This window comes from Leptobacterium meishanense (assembly GCF_037645805.1).
Lineage (GTDB): Bacteria > Bacteroidota > Bacteroidia > Flavobacteriales > Flavobacteriaceae > Leptobacterium_A > Leptobacterium_A meishanense.
Window position 1 is genome coordinate 1 of record NZ_JBBEXE010000006.1, and the last position, 13,775, is coordinate 13,775.

Genomic DNA, 13,775 nt, shown 5'->3' on the forward strand with positions numbered 1-13,775 from the left:
TACCCAACCTCCCACTGCCATAAATGGCATGTTCGGTAAGGGTACTGTTGTTATAGATGGCCAACATCCAATGCGGCAGTCTGGCGCGTTCGCTAAAAATGTCTACCAGACATTTTTTATACGCTCCGCCCTCGGCCACGTCCCGCACATAATAGTCTGTTCGTGTCAAAGAACCACTTGTATTATAAATCTCTTTCTTTACCCGGTGGCCTTCCCTGCGCCTGCCGGCTCCTTCGCTAAAAACACCCACAGGGTATTTTCTTTACGCTCGGCCCTATAATACAACCGTATCAAAGGTACATTATTTTTTTGTACCTCGGAACCAATCCACTGGGGTATTGTTCTCAATTACTCATAACCCCAATGGCAACCATGCCCTAATTTGAATCATTACCACTCTTAATAGTAATATATCTTAGTTTGGGTTATTGTCTTTTCGAGACTTTACAAAAATATGCCAGAGAAAATATAAAATTATAGCTATAAAATTAACCCCAAAAATGTATGCTTTATCTCCATAAGTGAGGCCTAACTCGAACCTAAGACTAATAGCTTGAGTAGTATCATATATTTTGTTAGGAAGTTCATACTTACCACTTCTTACATAAATAGTTAACATTTGTGGAACTAACCATAAGTTTATTAGAAAAGGATATTTAAATTGACCTTTTACGAAAAACACAACTGTAACCAATCCTATAACTGATATAATAAGCGAGAGCAAATCAAACTCATCTCTATTAATATTTTGAATAATGGCAATCATACTGATTGTAACTATTAAAAGGATAGAAAGGATATAACTATTTTTACTTTTTTTCATAAAGCTCTTTCAAATAGTTTCCAAGATAGTTGTTTTTATAGTAACCTATAATAAATCTATCTTTACTTAATAATTTAAAAAGTATTCCCTTATTAGAAGTCTCACAAATTCTATATGTTATTAGTCCTTTTTCACTTTGTATTAATAGATTATACTCCTTAATTATATTAGGATGATTTATTAAGGTTGATTTATTATATACCAATAAATCAATTATTTTTCCTGTTTCAATACTATCCTTAATAAGAATATTTTTATTCAAAGTTTTATATTCAACACTTGGATTTCTTGTCAATCTAATATCTGAGATAAACATATTATCAAGTTCAGTTACATCATTGATAATTTGTAGTGCTTCATTTAAGGTATATTTCTTAAAAAGAGAATTAAAAATAAAAAATATAGATGTAACGATTAAAATCCCTGAAACTAATCTAACAAAAATTTCTTTCTTCTTTAAGAAAAAAGAAACAGAACTAATTAGGATTAATAGATAAATTAATTTTTCAAAGAAAAACTCAAAGTAAATACTTTTCATCTAAGTGCTATTGAAATACTCTTGTATAAGTTCTGTTTATAGTATAACTCGGACTTCCAAAATTTGATAAGCCTAATCCAAAACCTCTCGAAACTTCACTCTCAATAAAAGATCCATTCAAATTTACTCTCCAAGGTGTTGTTATGTCGAGAGTATTTGTTGTACTCCACCCGTTATAATCATCTAATGTTAAAAGACTATTATGCTTACGGGAATAATGATAATTTATACTTAAAGAGATCGAAAGTGAATTACTAGTAGACAGAGCAGCTCCACCGTTAACTGTTTTGCTCCAATTTCCATATGAATCGCCTACATATGACCCCCCAAATGTGCCAGACGGAACCCCAGGGATTCCAGTATATGGAACTGTAACTTGAGCTATTAATTCTAATCCATCTGGAGCAGCATTATATGCAGCATCAGCAATCGTATTTCTCACATCAGCAACAAAATTATCAGGGATATTTCTGATACGATTTAGATTCTCATTATTAATCCGATTCAATCTTTCTGCTTCATCATGAAACCCAAGTTCATGCAATTCTGTTACCTCTTGCCCTCCAAATCCGAATATGCTTTTAAATCCTCCCCATAGTCTGGCAAAAAAGCCTTGCCCTCTTGCAGTAACCGTTACTTCATTTAATTGTACAGCAGCAATATTATTACACGGAGGGTCCGGGCAATCCATTCCCCCATCGGGGTCAATCCTGTTCACCCAATTGTTCCCCATGGAGAGGTAGGGGCTATGGTACTGCCCTGCCGGGTCGGTAGTGAGCCACCTGTTAATCCTCGGGTCATAGAGCCTAAGTTCAAAGGCCGGTTTCCCTGTCTCAGGGTCGGTTTCTGCAAAGTCTCCCTGGTAGCCATATCTATAGGTGCCATCGGTAAGTTGGCGGTTTGGCATGGGCATCCCGCCTGGGTAATAATCCGTGGCATTGGTCAATCCGCCACTGCTAACCACCGCCCGTACATTCCCTAAATGGTCGGTGAGTTGGTACACACTACTGCCACTCTGCCTAAAGTAAATACCTAAACGATTGTTGCCATAAATGGGCTGTTCTACAAGGGTAGGCCCTAAAGGCGATGGAGACAAGGCATCTTCTGTATAGATAGCCATTACATTCCCTGCAACATCTCTTACATAATAGGTGTTTGTGCCTACTGCACCCACTCCTGTCGTTTGTCGTTGCTCTTTTTTTATACGTTGGCCACGGTCATTATAAAAAAAAGAGACACTGCTATTAAAACAAGGTGTAATTCCACCACAATTTTTACTCACTTTTGTTACCAAACCAGAAGCATTATACGTATATGTAAGAAATTCGTTTTCATCTTTTATGAGCTGTCCAATACTATTGTAAATATAGTTATTTATTGGTTGTGTTTGCAAATCATCTGCTGCGGTAGGTGTTGTTACAGCATCTTCTACATGATCTAGTTGGTTAGTCCCTAAAGTATAATGATACGTAAAAGCATCCATGGCATTGGTGTTGCTTTCGGTGTTTTTGTTGCGGTTTAGGGTCTGTATGTTGCCATTGGCATCGTAGGTAATGCCGGTTACGTTGTAATCGCCATTGGTGTTTTCTTCAAGACCGCCCACATCTACAATTTTAGCAGTTACCGTACTGCCCCCTTGCCCATGAAACCCGGGCAGCAGGCGAATGCTGTTGGTGGCCTGCAGGTTGAGGGTGTTGCCACTGGTTACAACAGTAGTAGCGGTCACGTCTTTTTCGGCAATAATACCGGTTGGCGTGCTGTACTGGCCAAACTGTGCGCCGGTGAGCCAGTTATTGCGGTTGTAGCTGTAGCTATAAATGTTCTCGGCACCGGCCAGGGGCTGAAACCCATTGTTCCACCGTAAGCCTTTGATGTTGCCGTCAAAACGGTCGGTACCATAGGTGGTGGTTTCTATTTTGTTGTTGTTGCGCAGGTAATCGGCACTATGGTAGTCAATGGCCATCCCAAAAAGGTCGTTGGCATCGCCACCGGGGTCTTTGGTGGGGCTTAGGCTGGGGTGGTTAATGTTTTTCAGTTGTCCTGCAAGGTTGTACACATAATCTATGCCCTGTAGGCCCTGTGCCAGGTTAACGCGTTTTAGGGCACCAGTTTCGTAATATTCGTAATCGGCATGGGTGGTGTAGTTAAGGTCATCCGTAGAGGTCTCCACTTTAATCAGTTGAGAAGCCAAATCGTACGTATATTTATGGATAAATGTTTCGGCAGGGATGTGTTTTTGGTAGATGGCTTTACTGATGTTCCCTTTTGCAAAGTCGTATTCATAATCGATGGTTTTTATGCCCAGACCAGAGATATCTTGTACCAACCATACCAATCTGCCATAAATATCGTAGCTGTACCAACTGGTAGTGTCCTCGTTATAGGTTTTGGACACATTGCCGGCCACATATCGCTGTTTGTATAAGAAAGAAGCGATTCCTGCCGTGGTTAACTTATCGTCTAAAGTTGCCTGGTCCGGGATGTCGTACAAAGTTACTTGTTGTTCGGTGGTATTGGCAGAAGTGAGGGGTGCATCGGGGTCAGCAGTAGTAAAATCCATTCCGAAAACCACGCCACTTTCTGTGGGCCTTCCCAATGCATCGTAATTGGTGTAGGAGAACTCGCCCGTAATGGCTTGTTTGCTGTTTTGGGAGTAGCGTATCTGCCCATCTTTCCGGTATTTAAACCTGGCAGTACCTTCGTCGGGGCTAGTGGTTTGCTGTAGCTGTCCCAATGAGTTGTAGGCAAAGGTGGTGCTAAGGTGGTTCAGGGGTTGCCTGGTGTCTATAAGCCGGCCGGCTTTGTCGTAGTAATTTAGGGCATAATCGTAATAATTTTCCTGATAGCTAAGGGTTATGGGATTGTAAATGTCATAATCTACAGGTAGTGTAACTTTGATACGGTACAACCCGGGGGGCAATGAGGCGGGTGATTCAAAAACACTCTTCTCGGTAGTAAGGTCATACATTGAGGTAAGCACAAAATCCGGATAAGGGTTTGTTATTGTAATTCCGCTACAACCGGTAGGAAGATGGATATCTACGTAGCCTTGTTTTCCTATGCTGAGCGTCATAAGACGTTTGGGCAACAAAGGGTTTTCTTCATTGCCACTACGTGCAGTGGCGAGGATGTTCCCGTCGCTATCGGAAAAGGTGACGGTTTCAATACCGTGCGGGTCGCGGGAGACAGTTTTTAATACTTTTCGGGAAACATTGCTATAGCCGGGATCGTTAAAGGCACCTGCTTGTGCCAGTTCTTGTGCCGCAGGCATGGTAAAGGAATACGATTGTGGCCATAGTTCTTCTGTTCCGGTGTTTACCTTATTCCCGCCAATAGCTTTTAGGATAGTACCGGGGGTGAGGGTACTGTACACGATTCTTGAGAACGGATAATCGGTCATGTCCTGAAAAGGTTCATCGGTATTGTTGTTGCTGTAATACCAACCCAATGTGCCTTGTATGGGGGCCACTTTTTTTGGGTTGTCAATGGTGTTCAGCAATACATTGGTGGCGTTGGTATCGTAATCGGCCACAGAATAGGGCTCATTATTGGTGGCTTTCAGTACAAAATTGTCTTCATAAGCAAACAAACTTCCGCCAATGGGGGTGCCAAAGGTTTGCAGTGCGTTCCTGCCGTGGTAATCGTAATAGGTTTCACTAATCCACCGTTTCCCGGTAAGCACGTCCCAGTTTTGTGTTTGGACGGGCTTTCCCAACAGGTTAAAGTAATTGACGTTTTTAAAAACGGTAGTGCCCTGCAAATCATAACGGATGCCACTTATCCAGTTTTTATTGTCGGCAGGAACAGGGGCAGGTTCTTGGGCGTTTACTAAAGAGTTTATGAATATGATAATAAAAAAAAGTCTTTTCATAATGTTGTATTTATCAGTCTACATAAAAAATTAAAATATTGTATTACATCTGTCGACTTCTGTCTTTTCTATACTGCAATTGGCAGTAATCTTGGTAACCCGGCAACGTATTAGTGGACACTCGAAAGAGGGTCCGGAAAATCCATTGGTTGCCTCCGATACAAAAAATGAGGTTCCGCCTCCTTCATAGGGACTCCATGTGCTAGTATTGTAATTCCAGTAGCTCCATTCGATGATATATTCACTTAACGAAATGTCGACATTAGTTCCGGAAGTATTATCGTATACATTAGCCCAATGCCGTTCTAGATCAAAAGTATCAGGATTGTAATTTGTCACTTCCAAATAGATACTTTGAATGGCAGAATCGCAAATGTTTGGCGGGATACAGTTGTCTATAGTCTCCTCACAACCGGCAACTGCCCCGTCTTTGTATTTATAGGTGTACTGGTTGGTAAGCTTAAAGCCTCCTGTTTCACCTGCTTGGTCAATGGCTTCGTTATAGGTTTTGCACAGCCGGCCTGCCGCGTCATAGACAAATCCGGTAGCCAGGTTGTTGGCATCTAAAATATATTTGAGCTCGTCAGTAGCGTTGTCGTACACATAACTGTTAATACTGGCATAGACAGGGTGCATGGTAAAATCATCAAAATAACGGTTGGCTACGATTTCATCGGTCACATAAAGGTTGACCGTGGTATTGTTTTGCAGTGGCACATAAAAATTATACTGTTCCCAACAGCCGGCAGTTACTTTTTCACTGGCATTGTACCGGGCCCCATTTAAGAAAAGGGTGGTGTTGCCCGTATCGCCAAAGTCAACCTTTTTTGACCAAACGGATACTTTATAGGTCCCCGGGCGGAAATCGCCGGCTCCGGTCCCCGAAACGATATCGCTTACTGTTCCGTTTATTTCAAAAGCTTTTTGTCCTAAACCAGTAGTTTTTACCGAATATTGACCGGTATGGGCTTCTTCCCTGGTACGGAGATTTGCCCCCAATACACCGCCGGGGAAGGTATTGGCTTTTACGGCTCCATATTCAGCCCCTGAGTAGTAAATTTCCGAGTACCGGGCATTGCCGGTTACCAGTACCTTACTTTCGTTATCTGCCATTTTGGTAGCAACATAGTTATTGTTTACATCCATGATCTCTAATGGTGATGACCAACGGTTGTAGCGGGTAATTTCGGTAGTTTTTAACCATTGTGAATTAGTTTGTACGGCTCCGTAGCTCCAGTCAAAGTAACTAGGGTCCAATTCTATTCCGTAAGTACCTTCGGCATCTACCACATCTTTCCACACAAAGGTTTGGTGTTTTCGCCATATATTGTCTGTTGGGAGCTTGTTTGCCGCCCCGTCAGGCCAGTTTTCTTTCCAGGTAGTGACATTGGCATCGATGGTTTTCCATTGCCCTGCTGTAAATACAGAGGTAACATTCATGGCTTCCTGGGTAAGCATGTTGGCGAGCAAGCGGTTGTCTGTTTTGGCCCCCATACCGGTATAGTTTGTGTAGGCGGGTACTTTTACCGTTTTTAACTGCGTGCCGTCACTAAGTTCGCTCCGGGTCTCGGTAAAGGAGCCAAGATAAGGGTCTATATTTGTGTAAACAAGGGTCTGTTCACCTACGGGCGAGTAATTGGTTACGGTACCGAGCATGTTGTTGTATTCGGTCCTGGAGGAAACACTCAACAGCCTTTTGGTTTCATTAGTATATATCGTAGTACCGTTGTCATTGGTACGGAAAACAGTTTTCATGGCATTGAACGATTCTTTTACATATCCTTTCCCTTCTTTATTGACCAGGTTCCTCCCGTTAATGTATTGGTTTTCTGTTTTTGAAATGACATGGCCAAGGCCATTGAGCTGTTCTATTGATTTTAGCTGACCTATCATGGCAGTATTAACGTAGAGGTCTATCTTTTTTCCGGCTACTTTTTTGGTATTATTCCCGTCCAGCACTTCTTGAACGCTTGCCCAGAAGATGTTGTCTTCTGAAGTATTGTTGGGATCCATAGCCTCCATGCTGATCTCCGGGTCAAAAATATTAAACACAGGGCGGAGGACATTGAACCGATACCTTGAGGCCGCTTGTGTGTTGTTATTGACATCTTTTTGTGATACGGTCACATATTCATACATTACTCCGGGAGGGGGCAATTCCGATTGATAAGGGATAAATTTTAGCCCATTTACGGGCGCGTAGGAAGTGATACCGGAGGTATTGCCCTGTAATCCATGACCCTGTGGGTAGGTATAATCATAGTCGGTTATATACGTGCCTTCATCAGAGATGGTGGTAAGCCGGCTGACCCGTAACCCGCCACCGGTTTCGTCTTCGGGGACTCTGTTTGCTAATAATCTATACTTAAAGCGTTTATTTCCATCACTTAACCAACCACAACCATCTCCTCCAAAAGGGGCTCTAAAATTTACAAACCGATCAACAACGCTTGCAGTACTGGATGTACCAGAATAATGACGAGAATAACTCCATGGATATTGACCACAAGTATTTCCGTTTCTATATGTGGTATTCGTATCATTAGGAAGTTTAATCTTTATCAATAAATTGGATAATGAAACAATTTCAAATGAACCCGCAAAATCAGCAACTCTATGTCCACAACTACCACAACTTGGGTTTCTGAAATATTGTGTATCTAAAAATATATTTTCATTTGAGTCAAAGTATTGCGTAAAATTGATGGTTTCATTTGTTATCACATTTGGATCTTGCCTAAAATAAATATATTTTATTCCATTCTCTAAAGTGAATTTTGCTTCTAAACCATCTTCCCAAAACCGCCTACCAAAAGCTTCGGTCCAGTACGTGTCTTGTTCATAATCTAGTTGTATTTTAGCCCCGGTGGGCATGGTAATTTCTTTTAAGCTCCAGGCTTTTATTTTGTCTTCGCCATTATACACGCCTTCTAAATAGCCCCAGTCATCCAGCTTTTCTTTTCTTAGGGCATTGTACTGTTTACGGAATTCAATATCTGAAAGCCCTTGCCCTATACTGCTTTTGGAAATATTTATTAAGCCTTCCATATAGTAACCATATTTCATAGGGGGCATGTATTGTTGCCCTCCTTTGCCAAGGAACAACACCTGATCTAAGGTGAGTTTCCCACGATTAGGGTTTCTATTGACTATTTCGGGAGGTGAAGAAGGGGAACTTTTGGCCAAGGTGTAACTATGGTTCAGCTGTACTACTCTGAGTGCTTTTTCACTTATAAAGGATTGTGGAATGTCATTGATGTCAATAACATTGTCTTCCTGATGGATCCCGTAACTATAGTTGGAACCGTAAACACTGATAAAATCTACTGACCGCCACAGGGGTTGGTGGTTTGTATCAGGAGTATAACCACTTATGTAACTTCCTAGCGTAGTATTGCTTTTAACCTTGGAAATAGTAGCAGCATCTTCATTCTTTACGAGTACAATTTTATCGAGCTTTAGGGAGTATTCACGGGCATAATTTACTTGCGATTCAAGTACATCAATAGGAACAGTTTGGTTGAAGCCTGCATTGGCGCCTGTGGGGCTCATTGTATTTATGTTGCCATCCGGATTACCAAAAATAGTACGGTCATTGTAGTTGTCGAATCTATATTGTAGATTTTGACCAACGGCATCGTATCGGATGTCTTTTACAAAAAAGGCGGTATGGGTACGGGTTTTTACCTTATCCAGGTAATAAAGTTGTTTTCTGCCAAAAGTATAGTATCCCCAATCATCGTCCAATATTTCATTTTCAATATTCGTATTGTAATCCTGTATGCCTTGCTCATAGGGTGTCCGCCATACAAAACCATCTGACCACTTGCCATATTCCAATTCTACCCAATAGCCTTCATCACCTTCGCTTAGGTAATTATCCCCATTGTCTAAATAATCTGGTCCTGTGATCCCGGTCAAAAGCCAATGGGTCGCATACTTGCTGTATTGCCTTTTTTCATTTACATGCCTTGCATTGCCATCATTTTGTTCTTTTTCATTCAATAAGGTCCTGTACACATACTCATAATGATAAACCGGAAGTGAAAAATGGTAGGTTTTCCCGTCGGGAGCTGTAATTTTATAGCCTCCGATGCCATCCGGGTCAAATTTTGAGATATTGCCCCTATCAATATCGGGAATGTTTTGAGGGGTAATTAATCCCTGACTCCTTGCATAACCACTAGCAATCTGACTATTGGTGTACACTTCAATAAAAGATGGGGTACGTGCCCTCCCATGTGCGTTTACATAGTTAGAGGCATGTCCTCCCCCTGACAAGAAAAAATCTATCCTACTGCCGGTTGAATTAATGATGTTACTAGGAGTTACAAGTTCGCTACTGGTAAATTGCCCATCAAAATAGAAATAAAGATCATTTGCTCCTTGACCAAACTGACGAGTGGCCACATTGGCATTGTTGTTTGTGCCATGATGGTAAAAGGTATGTATTTTTCTTCCATCTACATCGCTTTGAGAGTTGTCACCTTTCCCAAATAGGGTTATATTTTGAAAAATTCTAGGCTTGATGCTTCCCGTTACGCCTTGAGCGCTTACGTTGAAGTCATCATACCCCATGAAAGTGAAGTTTATTTTTTCATTTTCTGATTCTTGGTCTGCAACAAATTCTTCTTCCGGTTGGGGAAGGGTTTGGTGGTATATATCCATAGAATAGGTACGGTTTTGATAATCGGAGAACTCGGTATTGGCAAATCCTACGGGATTGGTACCAGCATTTGTTGCTTCAAAATAATTGGAAGCATACAAAGCACCCCATTCCCTGTGGTTATATCCTTTTCTGAGTTTATAGGTAACTTTTGAACGGCCAAATCCTAATGTAAGTGGAATACCGATAATGTGCAATGGCAAGGCAATATTTGTACTCTGCTGATTAATACTATAATCGCCTGAGGAAAAACTACTGGTGTTTAAGCCGGTTCCTCCACCGGTATTTCCGCTGGTTGTACCATTGCCACTAATATTTACTCCTGAATTTATTGAAAATCCTCCATTGGAAGAGAAATTGACACCGACAAATGCCTGGTTTTTATACCCTCCTTTGCTTGTCCATTCTTCACTTACGATTCTTGGCCCTCCTGAAACACTCCACTGGTTTTGTGTGGAATAAGATATCCCTCCACCAACTCCTAAGGGGCTATTCTGACCTCCTATGGCACTTCCTGCGCCAACACCCACAGTAACATTACCTGTCGTAGAAATAGCAGCTGAAGCAAAAGCAAAACTACCGCTCACGGTACCTGACAAACCTCTGTTGCCTCCCCAGTTTAAACCTACGCCTACAGATGCCCCTGCCGGAAAACCAACATCTGCACTGATACTGAAAAAGGTTTCTGACTTACTGAATGAAATGAAATTAATACTCTTCCCTCCATTCCAATCATCCGGAATTGCATTAAGGTTCCTGTTTATGGCTCCCGGATTTAAATACCAACCTAAACCGACCCATGAGGCATTTATGTCAGATGTAATACCGGCATGATATGATAAATTTACAGGGAATCCCCCTTCAGGGCTTGGGATTTCCATTAAAGGTAATACGTAAGATAAATCTCCTGATGACAGATTAACCATATCCGTAGCATCTACCGGCTCAAAACCGGCTGCTTCGGCTGCATTAGGACCTTGAGCTTTTATTCCATTTTGGACTAGTAAACTCAAGCAAAAAATTAAAATAACCTTGATTCTGTGGTGGGGTTTGGTTTTTGTCATAGTTATTAACTGTTAATAATAAAGCCCTTCGACTACGCTCAGGGCAGTTTTATTTAAAATTTTAATTTTGGTTCATTTTTTAAAGGGGCTACCAATATTTTAAAGGTAACTTCGCCAGTAAATAGCCCTATATCTTCAATACTTATGTTTATGTATTTTTCGTTTGTTATTTTTTCATCTCTAGGATAGACAAGCATCATGGTAGTGCTATTGCTCATCCCGTACATTCGTGGATATATGTAATCCAACAGTGGGATGGTGTCTTTTTTTGAGGTATAGAGGTGTACTTTGTCCCCCATTCCAAAAGCAAGCTGATTGACCATAGCTCCGAACTGGTTTTTATTACCGGCCACATTGCTTAACAATTCCCTGTTGTTTGCAGCCATGGAAAGGTTGAAATACAGGTATTGCCCATATTTGTTGCGGAGGCTATCAATGGTATGCTGCGTAGCATTTTTGGGTAATTCTTGTTTGACAAGCAAATCAGTAGGGCGATAAATAATGTTATAGGTTATGCCATTTACTAGTTTTTGATGTATGTACCCGTTTTTTTCTTCTTTGAGGTGTACCCAAAGAGCTTCTTCGGTATCGAAAGTTTTTGAGGTGCAACCGGAAAGGGCTAAAACGATTAGAAAGATGGAAGTCGGAAGCGGGAAGATGGAAGTTAGGAGTTGGGGACTGGAAGTCCGGTGGCAGAAGCAGGAAGCAGGAAGTTTGAAGGATATGCCACGTGCTTTTTTTACCATATTTAATAGCTGTTTCATCATATTTTCTTTTTAAACGCGGTCATCATATTCATTAATTGGTAGCAGTCATTATAAAAACCGTCGAATTCTTTTTTTAAAATATAGTTTCTTCGGTGCGATTTATGCAGGCATGTTATTACTTCTGCCAAAACTCCCAACTCCAAGCATTCCATCTCTGTTAATCATTTACTTTCCTTCGTATTGTTTATTGAGCCCCTCTAATATTTCTTGAGTAAGATTAGAAGCCTCGTCTGCATACATTATATTTCCACTACCACTGGCACCAAATACAATTCGGTAGCCTTTGTTCTTCCCATATTCTTTTACATAATCGTTAATGTCATTAATGACGGTTTGGGTTACTTTTTGGTCTTCTTCTTGGATCTGACGTTGTATAGCCTGCTGATAATTATTGAGTTGTTGTTGTTTGTTGCTTAAAAGCTCTTGCTTTAATTCCAACTCTTTTTTGGTCATGGAACTTCGTTCTCTCTCGTATATTTTTAATTCGTTTTGCCAGTCGACCAATAAGCTGTCTACGTTGGCTTTAAGGGCGGATGCTTTTTTATTGAATGCTTCACGTTCTATTTTGGTACGGGTATATCCATCGAGCAATTTATTGACATCTACGTAGACGAGTTCCGACTGTGATTGAAAGTAAAAAAAAGAGGTAATGCTTATTATAAAAGCAACAAGGGCAAGGGGCAATGTTATTTTATTCATTTTTATAGTTGTTAGTATGTAGTTTAATTTGTTGCCCCTTCGATTGCGCTCAGGGGACAGTTTTTTTCAGTTAAACGTTTTAATCATTGGATTGGGAATTAGTAAGCAGGAACTTTTCCAGTCTGGCCAATCGCGCTTCAAGCTCTTGATTTCTGTTCTTCTGTTTCTCCAATTCTTTTTCCTGTTGAATGGTATATAGTGTTAGTTCCTCTATTTTTTCGAGCAGTTTCATGTTCATAACCCCGAGTTCAATACCATTGGCTTCCATATTTTTAGCAGAAGGGATGTTGGGTAAATGCTTATTTTCTTTAATATAGTTTTGTAGTTCTTCTAAGGAGCGTAGCTTATAATCCTCATGAAACACGTAATCGGGACCGGGAACAGATAAATCTATTAATACCTCTTCAGAATGGATTACACCTTTTACCGTGAGTTTGGCATCAGGAACAGTTGTACCGATACCTACATTGCCATAATTAAAATAAGAATTCCCATTTGGATGTAACCTTATTTTCACCTCATCATTTTGATTTTTTATTAGGATCGGTTGATTATCAAGAGCATCAAAATTTAAAGCATTCCCTATATATCGGAATCTCATAGCATTTCCTGTAAACCTTACAATTTCTGCTCCATCAAACACTCCTTGATTGTTTCTGAACTTTAAGGAATAGTTATTATCTAAAATTATATTTCCTAATGATACATCCAGTTTCTCTGAAGGTGACGTATTTCCAATCCCTACATTGCCGTCACTATTATTGATAAACATACTTACTTTCGTAGTGGAATAGTCATTTTCGGAATGTAGTGGCGTTCTGGTAAACGCCAACCCATAATTATTTTCTGTACTATTTTTTAGTATTTCTAGTCCATTCGTTATGTATGAAGTTCCTGAACCGGACCATCTGTTCAAAAGTATAGCAGGCTCCTTACTGGAGCTAGGGTTCGCCGAAGTATTTATAGCTCCTATAGAAATTTTCATATTTGAACCATCTTTTATTTGAAGTTTTGATGATGGTGTAGTGGTGCCGATACCTACATCTCCATTAAAAATACCGCCATCAAATGTAGGTGTTATCCATTGCATGTTATTAGTTGCAATAACTGCACCCCAGCCATCTTCCGAGCTATATATACTCAATCCACCGCCATCATTTCCAGTTACTTCAGGGTAATCAGGATAAAAGTTAAGATCGTAATAAAGTAATCCATCTACTGCTGTGTGACTCCCTTTTTCTGTATTCAAAAAATCAATAGAAAATATTTCCTGAGCTAAAATTACACATGGAACCATCATTATCATGGCAAATAGCTTCTTTGAAAAATTGTATACTTTCATAATTA

At 40.4% G+C, this 13,775-nt stretch carries 9 protein-coding genes; all 9 read right to left on the reverse strand.

The window, feature by feature from the left end; genetic code table 11:
• Window positions 1–250 (reverse strand): hypothetical protein (locus WBG21_RS07370; RefSeq protein WP_340076393.1); only part of this gene is annotated, 250 nt, incomplete at its 3' end.
• A gap of 165 nt (window positions 251–415) precedes the next feature.
• Window positions 416–766, reverse strand: coding sequence for a hypothetical protein (locus WBG21_RS07375; RefSeq protein ID WP_340076395.1), 351 nt, complete (start codon window positions 764–766; stop codon window positions 416–418).
• A 43-nt stretch (window positions 767–809) separates the two neighbouring features.
• Window positions 810–1,361, reverse strand: coding sequence for a hypothetical protein (locus WBG21_RS07380; RefSeq protein WP_340076397.1), 552 nt, complete (start codon window positions 1,359–1,361; stop codon window positions 810–812).
• Window positions 1,362–1,368: 7 nt separating this feature from the next.
• Window positions 1,369–5,232: an RHS repeat domain-containing protein gene (locus WBG21_RS07385; RefSeq protein ID WP_340076400.1), complete on the reverse strand. Its 3,864-nt coding sequence runs from the start codon at window positions 5,230–5,232 to the stop codon at window positions 1,369–1,371.
• A gap of 30 nt (window positions 5,233–5,262) precedes the next feature.
• The gene (locus tag WBG21_RS07390) at window positions 5,263–10,911 is read right to left on the reverse strand and encodes an RHS repeat domain-containing protein (RefSeq protein ID WP_340076402.1); all 5,649 of its coding nucleotides are present in this window, start codon (window positions 10,909–10,911) and stop codon (window positions 5,263–5,265) included.
• 104 nt (window positions 10,912–11,015) lie between these two features.
• Window positions 11,016–11,726 carry a hypothetical protein gene (locus WBG21_RS07395; protein ID WP_340076404.1) on the reverse strand — a complete coding sequence of 237 codons (711 nt, stop codon included), beginning with the start codon at window positions 11,724–11,726 and terminating at the stop codon, window positions 11,016–11,018.
• On the reverse strand, window positions 11,726–11,881 hold the full coding sequence (locus tag WBG21_RS11245; protein ID WP_413789397.1) for a four helix bundle protein: 156 nt from the start codon (window positions 11,879–11,881) through the stop codon (window positions 11,726–11,728). The genes WBG21_RS07395 and WBG21_RS11245 overlap by 1 nt, the downstream gene beginning before the upstream one ends.
• A 13-nt stretch (window positions 11,882–11,894) precedes the next feature.
• Window positions 11,895–12,428: an OmpH/Skp family outer membrane protein gene (locus tag WBG21_RS07400; protein WP_340076406.1), complete on the reverse strand. Its 534-nt coding sequence runs from the start codon at window positions 12,426–12,428 to the stop codon at window positions 11,895–11,897.
• Between the two features lie 79 nt (window positions 12,429–12,507).
• Window positions 12,508–13,770 carry a hypothetical protein gene (locus WBG21_RS07405; RefSeq protein ID WP_340076408.1) on the reverse strand — a complete coding sequence of 421 codons (1,263 nt, stop codon included), beginning with the start codon at window positions 13,768–13,770 and terminating at the stop codon, window positions 12,508–12,510.
• Window positions 13,771–13,775 lie beyond the last annotated feature (5 nt).

What these genes read in the sequence shown, in the direction of transcription:
- WBG21_RS07375 (WP_340076395.1), bottom strand. Translation starts at nt 766, where the DNA reads ATGATTGCCATTATTCAAAATATTAATAGAGATGAGTTTGATTTGCTC.
- WBG21_RS07380 (WP_340076397.1), bottom strand. Translation starts at nt 1,361, where the DNA reads ATGAAAAGTATTTACTTTGAGTTTTTCTTTGAAAAATTAATTTATCTA.
- WBG21_RS11245 (WP_413789397.1), bottom strand. Translation starts at nt 11,881, where the DNA reads ATGGAATGCTTGGAGTTGGGAGTTTTGGCAGAAGTAATAACATGCCTG.
- WBG21_RS07400 (WP_340076406.1), bottom strand. Translation starts at nt 12,428, where the DNA reads ATGAATAAAATAACATTGCCCCTTGCCCTTGTTGCTTTTATAATAAGC.
- WBG21_RS07395 (WP_340076404.1), bottom strand. Translation starts at nt 11,726, where the DNA reads ATGAAACAGCTATTAAATATGGTAAAAAAAGCACGTGGCATATCCTTC.
- WBG21_RS07385 (WP_340076400.1), bottom strand. Translation starts at nt 5,232, where the DNA reads ATGAAAAGACTTTTTTTTATTATCATATTCATAAACTCTTTAGTAAAC.
- WBG21_RS07405 (WP_340076408.1), bottom strand. Translation starts at nt 13,770, where the DNA reads ATGAAAGTATACAATTTTTCAAAGAAGCTATTTGCCATGATAATGATG.